A 16,033-nucleotide genomic window follows, 5' to 3' on the forward strand; every position below is an offset into this window, starting at 1 on the left:
CCCGGGCCCTCCGGACGACATGATCGGACCCGACCGGCGCCGACAACAGGGAGACACCCGTGCCCCATTCCATCGATGAAGCCTTCGCGGCACTGCCGTTGCGGCCTCTCGCCGACGCCGCGCTCGCCCGCGCGCGGGCGCTCGGCGCCGACCACGCGGACTTCCGCCTGGAGCGGGTGCGCAGCGCCTCCTGGCGGCTGCGCGACGCCAGACCGGCGGGCACCTCCGACACCACGGACCTCGGGTACGCGGTGCGGGTGGTGCACGGCGGCACCTGGGGCTTCGCCTCGGGTGTCGACATGACGATGGACGCGGCGGCCCGGGTCGCCTCGCAGGCCGTGGCGATGGCGAAGCTGTCCGCGCAGGTCATCAAGGCCGCGGGCGCGGACGAGCGGGTGGAGCTCGCGGACGAGCCGGTGCACGCGGAGCGGACGTGGATCTCCTCGTACGAGATCGATCCGTTCTCCGTGCCGGCCGAGGAGAAGGCGGGGCTGCTCGCCGACTGGAGCGCGCGGCTGCTCGCCGCGGACGGCGTCGCGCATGTCGACGCCGAGCTGCTCACCGTCCACGAGAACAAGTTCTACGCGGACACGGCGGGGACGGTGACCACCCAGCAGCGCGTGCGGCTGCACCCGCAGCTGACGGCGGTGGCCGTCGACGAGTCGAGCGGCGAGTTCGACTCGATGCGGACGATCGCGCCGCCGGCCGGGCGCGGCTGGGAGTACCTCACGGGGACCGGCTGGGACTGGGAGAGCGAACTCGCCGAGATCCCCGAGCAGTTGGCCGAGAAGATGCGGGCGCCGAGTGTGCGGGCGGGCTCGTACGACCTGATCGTCGACCCGTCCAACCTCTGGCTGACGATCCACGAATCCATCGGCCACGCCACCGAGCTGGACCGCGCGCTCGGCTACGAAGCGGCGTACGCGGGGACGTCGTTCGCCACCTTCGACCGGCTCGGTGAGCTGGCGTACGGCTCACCGCTGATGAACGTGACGGGCGACAGGACCGCCGAGCACGGGCTCGCGACCATCGGGTACGACGACGAGGGCGTGGCCGCGCAGTCCTGGGACCTGATCAAGGACGGCACACTGGTCGGCTACCAGCTGGACCGGCGCATCGCGAAGCTCACCGGCTTCGAGCGCTCCAACGGCTGCGCGTTCGCGGACTCCCCCGGACACGTACCGGTGCAGCGCATGGCCAACGTCTCGCTGCGGCCGGATCCCGGCGGGCTCTCCACGGAGGACCTGATCGCGGGCGTCGACCGCGGCATCTACGTGGTCGGGGACCGATCCTGGTCGATTGACATGCAGAGGTACAACTTCCAGTTTACCGGGCAGCGGTTCTACAAGATCGAGAACGGGCGGCTCGCCGGGCAGCTGCGCGACGTCGCCTACCAGGCGACGACCACCGACTTCTGGGGCTCGATGACGGCGGTCGGCGGCCCGCAGACGTATGTCCTCGGCGGCGCCTTCAACTGCGGCAAGGCCCAGCCGGGCCAGATCGCCGCCGTCTCGCACGGCTGCCCGTCCGCCCTGTTCCGGGGCGTGAACATTCTCAACACCACGCAGGAGGCCGGTCGATGAGCCCGTCGATGCGCAGCACCAGGCCGCACGAGATCGTCGAGCGCGCCCTCGAACTGTCCACCGCCGACGGCTGCGTCGTGATCGCCGACGAGGAGTCGACGGCGAACCTGCGCTGGGCCGGCAACGCGCTGACCACCAACGGCGTGACCCGCGGTCGCACCCTCACCGTCATCGCGACCGTCGACGGCAAGGAAGGCACCGCCTCCGGGGTCGTGACGCGCTCGGCCGTGACCGCCGACGACCTGGAGCCGCTGGTGCGGGCCGCCGAGGAGGCCGCGCGCGGCGCGGGCCCCGCCGAGGACGCCCAGCCGCTGGTGACCGGCACCGCCGCGTCCCCCGACTTCACCGAGGCGCCCGCCGAGACCTCCTCCGCCGTCTTCGCGGAGTTCGCGCCGGCGCTCGGGGAAGCGTTCGCGCGGGCCCGGGCGGGCGGTCGCGAGCTGTACGGCTTCGCCAACCATGAGTTCGTCTCCAGCTACCTCGGTACGTCGACGGGGCTGCGGCTGCGGCACGACCAGCCGACCGGCACCTTCGAGCTGAACGCCAAGTCTCCCGACCGCACCAGGTCGGCGTGGGCGGGGCGGGCCACCCGCGACTTCGGGGACGTGGACCCGGCAGCGCTCGACGCCGAGCTCGCGCGGCGCCTGACCTGGGCGGAGCGGCGCATCGACCTGCCCGCGGGGCGGTACGAGACGCTGCTGCCGCCGACCGCCGTCGCGGACCTGCTGATCTACCAGATCTGGCAGTCGTCGGCCCGCGACGCCGTCGAGGGCCGCACCGTCTTCGCTAAGCCGGGCGGCGCCACGCGGCTCGGCGAGCGGATCGCCGGGCTGCCGCTGACGCTGCGCAGCGACCCGCACGAGCCGGGCCTTGAGGCGGCGCCGTTCGTCCTCGCGCACGCCTCGGGCGGTGACGCCTCCGTCTTCGACAACGGCCTGCCGCTCTCCACCACCGAGTGGATCCGCGCCGGTGACCTCGCTCACCTGGCCACCAGCCGGCACAGCGCGGAGCTGACCGGGCTGCCGGTGACGCCGGCCGTCGACAACCTCGTCCTGGACGGCGGCGGCGACCGCTCACTGGACGAGATGGTCGCGGCCACCGAGCGCGGACTGCTGCTCACCTGCCTCTGGTACATCCGCGAGGTCGATCCGGCGACGCTGCTGCTCACCGGCCTGACCAGGGACGGCGTGTACCTCGTGGAGAACGGCGAGGTGGTGGGCGAGGTGAACAACTTCCGGTTCAACGAGTCGCCGGTCGGCGTGCTCGGCCGGGCCACCGAGGCGGGCCGTACGGAGCGGACACTGCCGCGCGAGTGGGGCGACTGGTTCACCCGGGCCGCCATGCCCGCGCTGCGCGTCCCGGATTTCAACATGAGTTCGGTCAGCCAGGGCGTATAACCTCGGACCTTGCACTTCCGTGCAACCTCGCACTTTCGTGCACCGTGCAAGCACACCCAAGGAGACACGAGACCGTGACGGACATCGTCGACGAGCTGAAGTGGCGGGGACTCTTCTCCCTGTCCACCGATGAAGACGCACTGCGCAAGGCGCTCGCGGACGGTCCCGTCACGTTCTATTGCGGCTTCGACCCGACCGCGGCGAGCCTGCACGTCGGGCATCTGGTGCAGGTCCTCACCGTCCGCAGGCTCCAGCAGGCAGGGCACCGGCCGCTGGCGCTCGTCGGCGGGGCCACCGGCCAGATCGGCGACCCGCGGCCGACCGCCGAGCGCACCCTGAACGATCCGGAGACGGTCGCGAACTGGGTGGCCCGGCTGCGTTCGCAGATCGAGCCGTTCCTGTCCTTCGAGGGCGACAACGCCGCCACGATGGTCAACAACCTCGACTGGACCGCGGGCCTGTCCGCGATCGAGTTCCTGCGCGACATCGGCAAGCACTTCCGCGTGAACAAGATGCTCACCAAGGACTCCGTGGCCCGCCGCCTGGAGTCGCAGGAAGGCATCTCCTACACGGAGTTCAGCTACCAGCTCCTGCAGGGCATGGACTTCCTGGAGCTGTACCGGCGGTACGGCTGCACGCTCCAGCAGGGCGGATCCGACCAGTGGGGCAACCTCACGGCCGGCATCGACCTGATCCACCGCCTGGAGCCGGACGCGACGGTCCACGCGCTCGCCACACCGCTGATGGTCAAGGCGGACGGCACCAAGTTCGGCAAGACCGAGGGCGGCGCCGTCTGGCTCGACCCGGAGATGACGACGCCGTACGCGTTCTACCAGTTCTGGCTGAACGTGGACGACCGGGACATCTCGACGTACATGCGGATCCTGTCCTTCAAGTCCCGCGAGGAGCTGGAGGAGATCGAGAAGCAGACGGAGGAGCGTCCGCAGGCGCGCGCCGCGCAGCGCGCGCTCGCCGAGGAGCTGACCACGCTGGTGCACGGCGCGGACCAGTGTGCCGCGGTCATCGCCGCGTCCAAGGCGCTGTTCGGCCAGGGCGACCTCGCCGATCTCGACGAGGCGACGCTGGCCGCGGCGCTCTCCGAGCTGCCGCACATCCAGGTCGCCGAGCTCGGACCGGTCGTGGACCTGCTCGCCGAGGTCGGCCTGGTGGCGAGCAAGTCGGCCGCCCGCCGCACGGTCAAGGAGGGCGGTGCCTACGTGAACAACGTGAAGGTCGCCGCCGAGGACGCCGTGCCGTCCCGCTCGGATCTGCTGCACGGGCGCTGGCTGGTGCTGCGCCGCGGCAAGAAGAACCTGGCCGCGGTCGAGGTCACGGCGGGCTGAGCGCGGGCACGCGGCGGGGCCTGACCCGCACATGCGAGGAGGGCCGGTCCGTGCGGACCGGCCCTCTTCCGTGCATGAGTGTGTGAGTGTGTGAGGGCGTGAGTGCGTGAGTGCGCCCGTGCGGCTAGGCCGTTCGCCTCTTGCCCCGGATCATGTTGTACGCAGCGTCACCCAGGCCGACGACCACGACCGCGGCGACCAGCTGCAGCGCGTGGCGCCCCCAGTCGATGCCCTTGGTCTCGTTGATGCCGAACTGCGTGGCGAGCCAGTTGCCCAGGACGGCTCCGATGATTCCGAACACCGTGGTCAGCCAGAGCGGACTGTGCTGCTTACCGGGCAGGATCGCCTTGGCAATCAGCCCCAGCACGAATCCCACGATGATCGCCCACAACCAGCCCATAGCTGCCTCCTCATATGGCTCCACATGAGCGTTACGGCAAGTGTCGGCCGGTCCGCCATACGGCGCATGTCGGGCACCGCCATACGTGGCACGGCGCAGGAAGAGCACCGAGGTGAGGCCTGCCCCGGTCTCGTAGGCGACGCAGCCGCGGCGTAACGTTGAGGGGTCGGACCGGGGCAGGTATCCACGGAGAGTCCGGCACATCGGACAGGGCGGTGGAGCGTGATGCGGAAGCAGAGCAGCGGCCAGGTCTTCCGGATCACGGGGGCGCGGCAGGGTCTCGCGGAGGACGTCCGGGGCAGGCAGCGCCGGTATGTGATCTCGATGACGGTGCGTACGGTGTCGGTCGTGGCCGCGGCGGTGCTGTGGAACGTCGAACGGCACGTCGCGTTCGTCGCTCTGGTACTCGGAATTCTCCTGCCGTACGTCTCCGTCGTGATCGCCAACGCCGGCCGGGAGAACGCGCCGTCGCTGCCGTCGACGTTCGTACCCGCTCCTTCTCGGCCAATGCTGGCGCCGCCCGTCGCGACCGCCGCCGCTGAATCCACCCCGGAAGATCCCCTGGCATCCTCGTACGACCAGCGGCGGAACGCGGCGCACGAGCAGAGCTGACCGTCGACGTTGCGCCAAGCTCAAGAAAACCTCAGACCATTCATGTAGTTCCGGTGCCAGTCACCGGGTCCCCCGTGACATACTTCGTACGCGCTCCGCATCCCCCGTCGGAGCGACAGACCGACGCCGGGCAGCTCCCCCCGTGGCTGCTCGGCGTCGCCTTGTTGTGAAGCACTTGGACGCGACTGTGAGTGACGAAACCCCCATCTGTTCCGCCAAGGGCTGCCGCGTCGACGCGGTCTGGGTGCTCGCCTGGAACAACCCCAAGATCCATACTCCCGAGCGGCGCAAGACGTGGCTCGCGTGCGGGGAGCACCGCGAGCACCTCGCCCAATTCCTGGGCGTGCGCGGGATGTTGAAGGACGTGGTGCCGCTCGCGGAATGGGCAGCCCGGGAAGGCTAGCCGAGCCGGCCGGGCCGACTAGCCGCCGATCGCCGACATCGGGCGCTCCGGCTGCAGGAACGACGGGTCGTCCAGGCCCGAGCCCGCCTTCTTGCCCCACATGGCGAGCTTCCAGATGCGGGCGATGGCCTCGTCCGAGCCGTCCGTGCTGCTTTCGGGGGCCGCGCGCAGGGCTCCGCGCAGGTCGGTCTCCTCCGTGGCGAACAGGCAGGTGCGCACCTGGCCGTCGGCGGTCAGCCGGGTGCGGTCGCAGGCCGAGCAGAACGGGCGGGTGACGGAGGCGATGACGCCGACGCGGTGCGGGCCGCCGTCGACGATCCAGCGCTCCGCGGGGGCCGAGCCGCGCTCCGTGGAGCCTTCCTCAGTGAGCTCGAAGCGGGTGCGCAGGGAGTTCAGGATGTCACCAGCTGTGATCATTCCGTCGCGCTTCCAGCCGTGCTGGGCGTCGAGGGGCATCTGCTCGATGAAGCGCAGCTCGTACGCGTTCTCCACGGCCCAGGCGAGGAGGTCGGGGGCCTCGTCGTCGTTCAGGCCCGGCATCAGGACGGTGTTGACCTTGACCGGGGTGAGGCCGGCGTCGCGGGCCGCTTCGAGGCCTTCGAGGACGTCCTTGTGACGGTCACGGCGGGTGAGTGTCTTGAAGACGTCGGGGCGCAGGGTGTCCAGGGAGACGTTGACCCGGTCCAGGCCCGCGGCCTTGAGGGCCTTCGCGGTGCGCTTGAGACCGATGCCGTTCGTCGTCAGGGACATCTTCGGGCGGGGCTCGAGCTGGGCGCAGCGCTCGACGATGCCGACGAGACCGGGGCGCAGCAGCGGCTCGCCGCCGGTGAAGCGGACCTCGGTGATGCCGAGCTGTGTGACGGCGATGCGCACGAGGCGGACGATCTCGTCGTCGGTGAGCAGATCGGGCTTGGCCAGCCACTGCAGGCCTTCCTCCGGCATGCAGTACGTACAGCGCAGATTGCAGCGGTCGGTCAGTGATACGCGCAGGTCAGTGGCTACGCGGCCATACGTGTCGATGAGCACTGCGGCCCCTCCCCGGCGGTTGGTGCTGATGTTCCCGACTGGTTTCGACCTTACGCCAGACCTCTGACAACGCCATGGGCCATTTGCCACGAGGAACAGCGCGGCCGCGTCGTAGGACTCTACGACGCGGCCGCTGCGAACGCGTGAACAATTTCTCGTCAGTGCGCTCCGACGCCGGTGAGGGACTTGACCTCCAGCTCCGCGTACTTGCCCTTGTCGGGCTCCTCCTTGGAGAGGAGTGAGCCGAGCCAGCCGAGCAGGAAGCCCAGCGGGATGGAGATCAGGCCCGGGTTCTCCAGCGGGAAGTAGTCGAAGTTCGCGTCGGGGAACATCGAGCTCGGCTTGCCGGAGACGACCGGGGAGAACAGCACCAGGCCGACGGCGGCGACGAGGCCGCCGTAGATGGACCAGAGCGCGCCCTGCGTGGTGAACCTCTTCCAGAACAGGCTGTAGAGGATGGTCGGCAGGTTGGCGGAGGCCGCGACCGCGAAGGCGAGGGCGACCAGGCCCGCCACGTTCAGGTCGCGGGCGAGTGCGCCGAGCGCGATGGAGACGATGCCGATGAAGACGGTGGCCCAGCGGGCGGCCTTCATCTCCTCCTTCTCGGTGGCCTTGCCCTTGCGGATGACGTTGGCGTAGATGTCGTGCGCGAACGACGACGACGAGGCGAGGGTGAGGCCCGCGACGACGGCGAGGATGGTGGCGAAGGCGACCGCGGAGATCACCGCGAGCAGCAGCGCGCCGCCGGTGGAGTCGCCACCGCCGCCGATCTCCATGGCGGCGAGCGGCGCCGCGGTGTTGCCCGCCTTGTTGGAGGCGATGATGTCGCCGGGCTTGAGCAGCGCGGCGGCGCCGAAGCCGAGGACGATCGTCATCAGGTAGAAGGCGCCGATGATGCCGATGGCCCAGTTCACTGACTTACGGGCGGCCTTGGCTGTGGGCACCGTGTAGAAGCGGATCAGGATGTGCGGCAGGCCCGCGGTGCCCAGGACCAGGGCGATGCCGAGCGAGATGAAGTCCAGCTTGGTGGTGCCGCTCGCGCCGTACTTGAGGCCGGGCTCCAGGAAGGCGGAGCCCTTGCCGCTGTTGGAGGCGGCGGTGCCGAGCAGGTCGGAGACGTTGAAGTGGAACTTCAGCAGGATCAGGAAGGTGATGAGGATGGTGCCCGCGATGAGCAGGACGGCCTTCACCATCTGCACCCAGGTGGTGCCCTTCATGCCGCCGATGGTGACGTAGACGATCATCAGGACGCCGACGAGGGCGACGATGAGGATCTTGCCCGCGTCGGAGGTGATGCCGAGGAGAAGCGAGACGAGGACGCCCGCACCGGCCATCTGCGCGAGCAGGTAGAAGATCGAGACGACGATGGTGGAGGTGCCGGCCGCGGTGCGGACCGGGCGCTGGCGCATGCGGTACGCGAGGACGTCGCCCATCGTGTAGCGGCCGGAGTTGCGCAGCGGTTCGGCGACCAGGAGGAGCGCCACCAGCCAGGCGACCAGGAAGCCGATGGAGTAGAGGAAGCCGTCGTAGCCGAAGAGGGCGATGGCGCCCGCGATGCCGAGGAAGGACGCGGCGGACATGTAGTCGCCGGAGATGGCCAGGCCGTTCTGGAAGCCGGTGAACTGCCGGCCGCCCGCGTAGAAGTCGGCGGCGCTCTTGGTCTGCCGCCCGGCCCACACGGTGATGACGAGGGTCGCGACGACGAACACCGCGAAGAGGCTGATGATCAGCGTCCGGTGCTCGGAGGCGTCGGACGCGGCCGCCAGCTCGATGACGGCGGGGTGCGCGGGGCTCATGCGTCGCCCTCCAGGCGGGTCTGCGTGCCGTTCTCCATGCGGGGCTGCGGGCCGTTCTCCATGCGGGCCCTGATGGCCTCGGCCTTGGGGTCGAGCCGCGCGGCGGCGTGCCGCGAGTAGAACCAGGCGATGAGGAACGTGGTCAGGAACTGCCCCAGGCCGAGGACCAGGGCGACGTTGATGTTGCCGAACAGCTTGGTGCCCATGAACTCGCCCGCGTAGTTGGAGAGCAGGACGTACCCGAGGTACCAGGCGATGAAGGCGACGGTGAGCGGGAAGGCGAACGAGCGGTGCGAGCGGCGCAGTTCACCGAATTCCGCGCCCTCCTGCACCTCGATGAACTCCTCCGTGGAGGGCGCGTGGGGAGCGGGGTCTTTTCCTGCGCCACCCTTCGAAGGGGGCGGTGCGTCGGTGGCCACGGAGTCTCCTCGTGGTGCGGGTGGGGTGGGGACGGACAGTTGTTCCATGGGGTCGCAGGCCTCGCATCCGGGAGTGACGCGGATCACGTGGGCCACGGATGGCGATGCTAAGGCCACGGGACGTGATCCGACAGGGGGTTGATGTTGCTTCCGTCCCCTGCTCAACGTCCCCGCGCGCCGCGCGACGTGGCCGAACTCCCCGATTTCTTCGGCAACTCATTGATGGCCTGGGACTTTCCGGGTTAGCTTCACCCTGAACCACCCGTCATGTACCTGCCCGAGCACCAGTCGTGTTCGGGCAGTTCCGTATGCAATTCCGTGTGCGGTTCTCGTCTCCGGATGATGTGGAGATCCCATGGCTCATCTGCGTTCCAGACGCCGTACGGCACTCACCGTGCCGCTCGGCCTCGCCCTCGCCGCCTCGGTCGGCTTCATGCCCGGCTCCGCCACCGCGGCCCCGGACGGCTCCCCCGCCCCGGTGTCGGCGCGGTCCGCGAAGGACGCCCCCGCCTTCGCGTACGTCGTCAACACCCGTACGGACCGCAAGACGATCGCGTACGTCGAGAAGGCGATAGCGCGGGCCGGCGGCTCCGTCGTCGTCACGCACGACAAGATCGGCGTCATCGTCGTGCACTCGGCGGACCCGCAGTTCGGCGAGCGGATACGCGGCGTCCGCGGCGTTCAGTCCGCGGGCGCTACCCACACCTCCCCGCTGAAGGCGGCGGGCACCACCGAGGACGGCCGGGCCGAGCTCCTCACCGAGGCCGAGGCCAAGTCCCTGAAGCGGCACGCCGCCCCGGGCGACGAGCCGATGGAAGCCGATCAGTGGGACCTGCGGGCGATCGGCGCCGACAAGGCCGCGAAGATCAACCCGGGCAGCAGGAACGTCACGGTCGCCGTGATCGACACCGGCGTCGACGACACCCACCCGGACCTCGCCCCGAACTTCTCGCCGTCGCAGTCGGCGAACTGCGCCGGCGGCAAGGCGGACACCTCCGCCGGGGCCTGGCGCCCGACGAAGCCCGACCACTACCACGGCACGCACGTGGCCGGTGAGATCGCCGCCGCGCGCAACGGCGTCGGCGTCGCGGGCGTGGCGCCCGGCGTGAGGATCGCGGGCATCAAGGTCGCCGACCCGGTCAACGAGCTGTTCTACCCGGAGAACGTGGTCTGCGCCTTCGTGTTCGCCGCCGAGCACAGCGTCGAGATCACCAACAACAGCTACTACGTGGACCCGTGGCTGTACAACTGCAAGGACGACCCGGACCAGAAGGCGATCCTCGACGCGGTCAACCGCGCCCAGCTGTACGCCCAGAAGAAGGGCACGCTCAGCCTGGCCTCCGCGGGCAACTCCAACCATGACCTGGACTCGGACGCGATCGTCGACACCTCAAGCCCGAACGACTCCACCCCGGTCTCCCGCACCATCGACCCGCACGAATGCCTCGACGTGCCGACCCAGCTGCCCGGCGTCGTCACCGTCAGCGCGACCGGTGTGCGGAACCTGAAGTCGATCTACTCCAGCTACGGCAAGGGCGTCATCGACGTCACGGCCCCGGGCGGCGACAAGTTCCAGATCCCGGCCGACACCCCCTCCAAGAACGGCCGCATCCTGTCCACCATGCCGGGCGGCCAGTACGGCTGGCTGCAGGGCACGTCGATGGCCTCGCCGCACGCCGCAGGCGTCGCCGCGCTCATCAAGTCCACCCACCCCAAGGCGGGCCCGGCCGAGCTGCAGCGGCTCCTGAAGAAGCAGGCCGACCGGCTGGAGTGCCCGACCGCGTACGACCCCGACGGCGACGGTGACATCGACGCGGTCTGCGAGACCGGCGGCAAGCACAAGAACGGCTTCTACGGCAGCGGTCTCGTCGACGCGCTCGACGCCGTGAAGAAGAAGTGAAGGGGAGACAGCTCGTGACCAGGTCCCACACCACCCGTACCACCGCCTCCCCGCGCTCGCGCCGCGCGCTCGCCCTGCCGCTCGGCGTCGCGGTGGTCTCGGCCCTCGCGTTCCTGCCGGGGACTGCGTCGGCGCGCCCGGCCGCGATCCCGGACGCCCCCGCCTCCGCGTCCGCGTCCGCCTCGGACGCCGCGTCGATGAGCTACGTCGTGAACGTCCGGCCCGGCAAGGGCACTTCGGCGCGCGTCAAGAAGGCCATCGCCAAGGCGGGCGGCGACGTCGTCATCGCGTACGACAAGATCGGTGTCATCGTCGTCCACTCGGCGAACGCGGACTTCGCGAAGACGATCCGCCGGGTGAAGGGCGTCGACTCGGCGGGCGCCACCCGCACCGCGCCGCTCTCGGCGCAGGCCGACGACGCCCTGGAGTCGGAGCGTCCGCTGACCGCGGCCGAGGCGAAGGCCGCGGCGGGCAAGGCGTCGGCGGGCCAGGACGAGCTGGAGCCCCTGCAGTGGGACCTGCCCGCCATGAAGGCGGACAAGGCGCACGAGATCTCGCTCGGCAGCCGCAGGGTCACGGTCGGCGTCCTCGACTCCGGTGTCGACGACACGCACCCCGACATCGCGCCGAACTTCGACCGCGAGGCCTCGGCGAGCTGCCTGGGCGGCATACCCGTCCAGAAGGGCGACGCCTGGCGGCCGGTGGCCGGCGAGAGCGACCACGGCATGCACGTGGCGGGCACCATCGCCGCCGCCAAGAACGGCACCGGGATCACGGGCGTCGCGCCCGGCGTGAAGGTGGCGAGCCTGAAGGTGGCCGAGCCCGCGACCGGCATGTACTACACGGAGGCCGTGGTCTGCGGCTTCGTGTGGGCGGCCGACCACGGCGTCGACGTCACCAACAGCAGCTACTACACCGACCCGTGGCTGTTCAACTGCACGACGGACGACGACCAGAAGGCACTGGTCGACGCGGTCGGCAGGGCGTCCAAGTACGCCGAGCGCAAGGGCGCGGTGAACGTCGCGGCCGCGGGCAACGCGAAGACCGACCTCGCCCAGGACGAAATCCTCGACGACTCGAGCCCCGATGACACCACCCCGGTGCCGCGGACCGTCAGGACCAAGGACTGCTTCGACATCCCGTCGCAGCTGCCGGGCGTCGTGACCGTCTCGGCCACGGGTGCGAAGGGCATCAAGTCCTCGTACTCGAACTACGGCAAGGGCGTCATCGACATCGCGGCGCCGGGCGGCGACTCCACCAAGTACCAGACGCCGGCGCCGCCGGCCGTGGACGGCCGGATCCTGTCGACGCTGCCGGGCGGCAAGTTCGGCTACAAGGCCGGTACGTCGATGGCGTCCCCGCACGTCGCGGGTCTCGCCGCGCTGGTCAAGTCGACGCACCCGCACGCCTCGGCGGCGCGGGTGAAGGAGCTCATGTACCGCCAGGCGGACCGGATGGCGTGCACCGACCCGTACGACTTCGACGGTGACGGCAAGGTCGACGCGGTCTGCGAGGGCGGCCGCAACAAGAACGGCTTCTACGGCGTGGGCATGGCCGACGCGCTGGACGCCGTGCGCAAGTAGAGCCGCCTCGCGGTGGTCGGGGCCGGGCGGTCGAGGGGCCGCCCGGCCCTTCGCGAGCGGCGCGGGAGAGGATGTCGAACCATGTACGAGTACAGGGACGAGCAGTTCGTCGCATCGAGCGCACAGGCCTGGGCCGCGTGGCCCGTCCGCCCCCGGTGGCAGCTGGTGGCGCGGTTCGTCGCGACCGTGCTGTTCCTGCCGTTCTGGATCGTGTTCGGGATCGCGGTCTTCTGCGCCACCCTCGCCTTCGGGCTGCTCACCGAGGTCGTCGCCGCGGTGAGCAGCTCGTACGAGAAGGGGTTCGAGCGGTTCATGGACCGCGCGTTCGGCCGGATCACCACGCTTCCCCGGTGGTGCGTGCTCTGGTCCGAGATGCGGTACGAGGGGGACGCAGGCCACTACCGCGCCGAGGTCGACAAGCTCCTCGCCCGGTGGACCGCCAGGGCCTCGGCCCCGCGCAAGCCCAAGAAGCCGCTGCCGCCCGCCGAGTGCGAGATCCCGCGGCGCGCCTACCGCGGTGTCGGCGGCGACTACGTCGTACGGGCCGCGGCCGCGCAGGGGTGGGAGCTGCGGCCGTCGGACCCGGAGAAGTCGATCAGGCTGTGGTGGTCGGCGGCCTCCGCGTCCGGGGAAACCGCGCACTCGGCCTAGCGGCCCGCCGCTGCCCGAACCATTACACCCGTTCGAAACGGTATTGCACCAGTTGTCCCTCAGAACTTGCCCGTCGGGGACGCCCTGGTGAGGATTTCGTCGTGAGCTCCATTCGTCCGTCCGTCGAGCCGGGAGGCGACGCCACAAGCGGCATACCGGCCGCCGCCCCCGTCCCGCACCGCGCCCCGCGCCGCCGCCCCTCCCCCGGTGGCGCCGTCGCCGTGCTCGTCCTCGTGGCCGTCGCCGCGCTCGTCCCGCTGCTCGGCCCCTCGGTGGCGCTGCGCGGTACGGGCGAGGCCGAGGCCCCCGGCACCGCCGTGATCACGTTCCTGCGGACGGTCGTGTTCGCCGCCCTCTGCGTGCAGTTGGGCGAGGTCTTCGCCGGTCGCCTCGCCCGCCGGGTCCCGGGGGCGCCGCTGCACCGGGCACCGCGCGGCTGGGGCGCGTACACGGCGTGGGCGGGGTGCGCGGCGGCGCTCGGGCTCGCGGCCATCGTGGCCAACGGCAATCTCGTGCCGCAGGGCCTCTCCGACCTGGACATCGGCCGGCTCTACGACACCAGGGACGGCAGGCTCGCCCTCCTGGAGGTCAACGCCTTCCTCGTGGCGGCGCTCTGCGCACGCACCCGGCGCCCGTCGGGCGCCGCACTCCCGCTGGCCGCGGTCGTCGTCGCGGAGGCGCTGCGGGCCCACCCTCCCGTGGAGGACGCCCCGCTCGTCGGCAGCGGCCTCACCCTGGTGCACCTGTCCTGCGGCGCCCTGTGGGCGGGCGGACTGCTGTACGTCCTGCGCCTGCTGCGGCGGTGGCGGACGTCCGCTCCGCGGGAGGCCGTCGCGGTACTGGGGCTCTACGCGCGCGTGGCCGCCGTCCTGCTCGCCGCGATCACCGCGACCGGGGTGTGCAGCACGCTGCGCCGGATGCCGCCGGGCACGGTGACCGACCAGCTCACGGAGACCGCGTACGGCCGCACCCTGCTCGCCAAGCTGCTGCTCGTCGCCGTCGTCGCGGCGCTCGCGCTGCTGGCCCGCCGCCGGTTGCGCCGCACGGAGGACCGCCTCTCGGCGTACGTTCCCGCGCGCGGGGAGGTGCTCGCGCTGGGCGTCGTCGTGGTGCTCTCGGCGCTGCTCACCGCGGTGCCGGTGCCGATCCGCTGGTGAGGTGCACCGGGCGCGGTTCCGGCTCGGCGCCGGTCCGGAGCACCGCCGCGGTCAGCAGGTACTGCGCCGCGAGGTACGTGATCATGATGGCGAAGTCTGGCCGGGGCAGCTGTGGCCACTCGGCGACGCCGGTCGCGATGAGAGTGTCCGAGAGCAGGAACAGCGCCCCTCCGGCGGCGGCCGTGACGCCGAGCGTGGTCGCGCCGAGGGCCATGGCGGTGAGCAGCAGGCTGTAGCCCGCGACCGGGCCCCGCATCCCGGCCGGCAGATCGGGCCGGAGCAGTGTCACGACGGCGACGAGCGCGAGGGCGTACGCGGTGACGAGCGCCGCCCCGCGGGCGCGCGGCGATCCGCCGCCGGGTGCGTACCTCCGGGTGTCGCCGTACCGCTTGAACAGCACGAGGTAGCAGACGTGTCCTGCGGCGAAGGACCCCATCCCGGCGAGGAAGGCCGGCTCGGCGTCGAAGAGCAGGAGGGTGTCGCCGCCCCAGCCGAAGACGAGCGCCGCGACGAGCGGCCGGGGACCGCCGAGCGCGGCGGCGTACGCGGCGAGGAGCGGCATGAGCAGCGGTTTGAGGGCGGCGTGGCCGGGGCCGGAGTCCGCGAGGAGGGCGAGGAGGTCACCGGCCGCGGCGACGCCGAAGGCGCCGAGGAGGAGCCGCGGCGCCGGCGGGCGCGTCACGCCGCCCGTTCCGGGACCGTCACGTCGGGGGCGGGCACGGCCGCCGGGGGCGCCTGCGGGGCCGCGGGTGCCTGCGGGGTCCTCGGCTGCCAGCCGGGGCCGCCGAAGACCCGCCCGGCCCGCTCGCGCCAACTGGCGGCCCGCTTGAGGTCCTTGGCGATGGCCACGTACTCGTGGGTGGCGACGCGCAGCGGGTTGTACGTGTCGATGTTCTTCGTCAGGCCGTACACGGGACGGTCGGTCTCGGCGACCCAGGAGCCGAACACGCGGTCCCAGACGATCAGGATGCCGCCGAAGTTGCGGTCCAGGTAGCCGCCCTGGGAGGCGTGGTGCACGCGGTGGTGCGAGGGCGTGTTGAAGACGTACTCGAAGGGGCGGGGCAGCTTCCCGATGCGTTCGGTGTGGATCCAGAACTGGTAGACCAGGTTGGCCGACGAGCAGAACGCGAGGGCCGCCGGATGGACGCCGCAGGCGATGAGCGGCAGGTAGAACGGCCACACCGTGAGGCTCGTCCAGGGTTGGCGCAGGGCCGTCGTGAGGTTGAACTTGCGGCTGGAGTGGTGCACGACGTGGCAGGCCCACAGGATGCGGATGACGTGGTGGCCCCGGTGCGACCAGTAGTAGAAGAAGTCCTGGGCGAGGAGCATCAGCGGGACGGTCCACCACAGGACGGGCACGCGCAGCGGGGTCAGCTCGTAGACCAGGGTGTAGATCGCGACGATCGGGATCTTCCACAGGAAGTCGAAGACGAGGCTGCCGAGCCCCATGCCGATACTGGTGGCGGCGTCCTTGGTGTCGTACCCCGCGGCGTCGTCGTCGGGATGGATCCGGTGGCTCACGATCTCGACGACGGTGAGCAGCACGAAGGCGGGGATGGACCACAGCACGACATCGGGCAGGTTCGGGGACATGCGTGCACGGTAGAACGGCTATTCGTCCACGACTAGAGGTTGTTACCGACAAGTATTACCGGCGGTACGGGAGCGGTTGTTGGTGATCCTCACCAAAGGCCCGGCTTCAAACCGCGGGCCGGGCCCGGGAATTCGGGGCCGGGGCGGCACCCCGTCTCCGCGGTGCCGCC

Annotated in this window: 15 protein-coding genes; 9 read left to right on the forward strand and 6 right to left on the reverse strand. The window is 70.9% G+C overall.

Annotated elements, in window-relative coordinates:
- Positions 1-59: 59 nt before the first annotated feature.
- The 3 genes from ACFVYR_RS31375 to tyrS all read left to right on the forward strand — a co-directional run bounded on the left by ACFVYR_RS31375 (position 60) and on the right by tyrS (position 4,323).
- On the forward strand, positions 60-1,583 hold the full coding sequence (locus ACFVYR_RS31375) for a TldD/PmbA family protein (RefSeq protein ID WP_384257714.1): 1,524 nt from the start codon (positions 60-62) through the stop codon (positions 1,581-1,583).
- The gene (locus ACFVYR_RS31380) at positions 1,580-2,980 is read left to right on the forward strand and encodes a metallopeptidase TldD-related protein (RefSeq protein WP_384257712.1); all 1,401 of its coding nucleotides are present in this window, start codon (positions 1,580-1,582) and stop codon (positions 2,978-2,980) included. The genes ACFVYR_RS31375 and ACFVYR_RS31380 overlap by 4 nt, the downstream gene beginning before the upstream one ends.
- A gap of 74 nt (positions 2,981-3,054) precedes the next feature.
- Positions 3,055-4,323 carry a tyrosine--tRNA ligase gene (gene tyrS / locus ACFVYR_RS31385; protein ID WP_384257709.1) on the forward strand — a complete coding sequence of 423 codons (1,269 nt, stop codon included), beginning with the start codon at positions 3,055-3,057 and terminating at the stop codon, positions 4,321-4,323.
- A 124-nt stretch (positions 4,324-4,447) separates the two neighbouring features.
- Here the strand turns inward: tyrS and ACFVYR_RS31390 are convergent, their stop codons facing one another.
- Positions 4,448-4,723: a GlsB/YeaQ/YmgE family stress response membrane protein gene (locus ACFVYR_RS31390; protein WP_384257707.1), complete on the reverse strand. Its 276-nt coding sequence runs from the start codon at positions 4,721-4,723 to the stop codon at positions 4,448-4,450.
- Positions 4,724-4,948: 225 nt separating this feature from the next.
- On the opposite strand from ACFVYR_RS31390, the gene ACFVYR_RS31395 reads away from it, so the two are divergent.
- Positions 4,949-5,335, forward strand: coding sequence for a DUF3099 domain-containing protein (locus tag ACFVYR_RS31395; protein ID WP_384257704.1), 387 nt, complete (start codon positions 4,949-4,951; stop codon positions 5,333-5,335).
- Positions 5,336-5,522: 187 nt separating this feature from the next.
- A complete protein-coding gene (locus ACFVYR_RS31400; RefSeq protein ID WP_384257702.1) occupies positions 5,523-5,738 on the forward strand; it encodes a hypothetical protein in 216 nt (71 codons plus the stop codon).
- Between the two features lie 18 nt (positions 5,739-5,756).
- Here the strand turns inward: ACFVYR_RS31400 and moaA are convergent, their stop codons facing one another.
- The 3 genes from moaA to ACFVYR_RS31415 form a co-directional block, all read right to left on the reverse strand.
- Positions 5,757-6,764 carry a GTP 3',8-cyclase MoaA gene (moaA, locus tag ACFVYR_RS31405; RefSeq protein ID WP_384257700.1) on the reverse strand — a complete coding sequence of 336 codons (1,008 nt, stop codon included), beginning with the start codon at positions 6,762-6,764 and terminating at the stop codon, positions 5,757-5,759.
- Positions 6,765-6,922: 158 nt separating this feature from the next.
- Complete coding sequence (locus ACFVYR_RS31410; protein WP_384257697.1) at positions 6,923-8,560, reverse strand: cation acetate symporter; 1,638 nt, start codon at positions 8,558-8,560, stop codon at positions 6,923-6,925.
- Positions 8,557-8,979: a DUF485 domain-containing protein gene (locus ACFVYR_RS31415; RefSeq protein ID WP_384257695.1), complete on the reverse strand. Its 423-nt coding sequence runs from the start codon at positions 8,977-8,979 to the stop codon at positions 8,557-8,559. Before ACFVYR_RS31415 ends, ACFVYR_RS31410 begins: the two co-directional genes overlap by 4 nt.
- Before the next feature lie 355 nt (positions 8,980-9,334).
- Between ACFVYR_RS31415 and ACFVYR_RS31420 the strand changes: the two genes are divergently transcribed.
- From ACFVYR_RS31420 to ACFVYR_RS31435, 4 genes are all read left to right on the forward strand, one after another.
- Positions 9,335-10,879 (forward strand): S8 family serine peptidase, encoded by a 1,545-nt coding sequence (locus tag ACFVYR_RS31420; protein WP_384257693.1) that lies wholly within the window; start codon positions 9,335-9,337, stop codon positions 10,877-10,879.
- Between the two features lie 14 nt (positions 10,880-10,893).
- Positions 10,894-12,462: a S8 family serine peptidase gene (locus ACFVYR_RS31425; RefSeq protein ID WP_384257691.1), complete on the forward strand. Its 1,569-nt coding sequence runs from the start codon at positions 10,894-10,896 to the stop codon at positions 12,460-12,462.
- 81 nt (positions 12,463-12,543) lie between these two features.
- Positions 12,544-13,113, forward strand: a complete 570-nt coding sequence (locus tag ACFVYR_RS31430) for a hypothetical protein (protein ID WP_384257688.1) — start codon at positions 12,544-12,546, stop codon at positions 13,111-13,113.
- A gap of 101 nt (positions 13,114-13,214) precedes the next feature.
- Complete coding sequence (locus tag ACFVYR_RS31435) at positions 13,215-14,270, forward strand: CopD family protein (RefSeq protein ID WP_384257686.1); 1,056 nt, start codon at positions 13,215-13,217, stop codon at positions 14,268-14,270.
- On the opposite strand, the gene ACFVYR_RS31440 is transcribed toward ACFVYR_RS31435, so the two are convergent.
- Together ACFVYR_RS31440 and ACFVYR_RS31445 are read right to left on the reverse strand one after the other, a co-directional pair.
- Positions 14,239-14,952 carry a lysoplasmalogenase gene (locus ACFVYR_RS31440; RefSeq protein WP_384257684.1) on the reverse strand — a complete coding sequence of 238 codons (714 nt, stop codon included), beginning with the start codon at positions 14,950-14,952 and terminating at the stop codon, positions 14,239-14,241. The two genes, ACFVYR_RS31435 and ACFVYR_RS31440, sit on opposite strands and share 32 nt — an antisense overlap.
- Positions 14,949-15,863 carry a sterol desaturase family protein gene (locus ACFVYR_RS31445; RefSeq protein ID WP_384257681.1) on the reverse strand — a complete coding sequence of 305 codons (915 nt, stop codon included), beginning with the start codon at positions 15,861-15,863 and terminating at the stop codon, positions 14,949-14,951. The genes ACFVYR_RS31440 and ACFVYR_RS31445 overlap by 4 nt, the downstream gene beginning before the upstream one ends.
- Positions 15,864-16,033 lie beyond the last annotated feature (170 nt).

The organism is Streptomyces sp. NPDC058284, from assembly GCF_042881135.1.
Lineage (GTDB): Bacteria > Actinomycetota > Actinomycetes > Streptomycetales > Streptomycetaceae > Streptomyces.

What these genes read in the sequence shown, in the direction of transcription:
- ACFVYR_RS31410 (WP_384257697.1), bottom strand. Translation starts at nt 8,560, where the DNA reads ATGAGCCCCGCGCACCCCGCCGTCATCGAGCTGGCGGCCGCGTCCGAC.
- ACFVYR_RS31390 (WP_384257707.1), bottom strand. Translation starts at nt 4,723, where the DNA reads ATGGGCTGGTTGTGGGCGATCATCGTGGGATTCGTGCTGGGGCTGATT.
- ACFVYR_RS31430 (WP_384257688.1), top strand. Translation starts at nt 12,544, where the DNA reads ATGTACGAGTACAGGGACGAGCAGTTCGTCGCATCGAGCGCACAGGCC.
- ACFVYR_RS31380 (WP_384257712.1), top strand. Translation starts at nt 1,580, where the DNA reads ATGAGCCCGTCGATGCGCAGCACCAGGCCGCACGAGATCGTCGAGCGC.
- ACFVYR_RS31420 (WP_384257693.1), top strand. Translation starts at nt 9,335, where the DNA reads ATGGCTCATCTGCGTTCCAGACGCCGTACGGCACTCACCGTGCCGCTC.
- ACFVYR_RS31395 (WP_384257704.1), top strand. Translation starts at nt 4,949, where the DNA reads ATGCGGAAGCAGAGCAGCGGCCAGGTCTTCCGGATCACGGGGGCGCGG.
- ACFVYR_RS31445 (WP_384257681.1), bottom strand. Translation starts at nt 15,863, where the DNA reads ATGTCCCCGAACCTGCCCGATGTCGTGCTGTGGTCCATCCCCGCCTTC.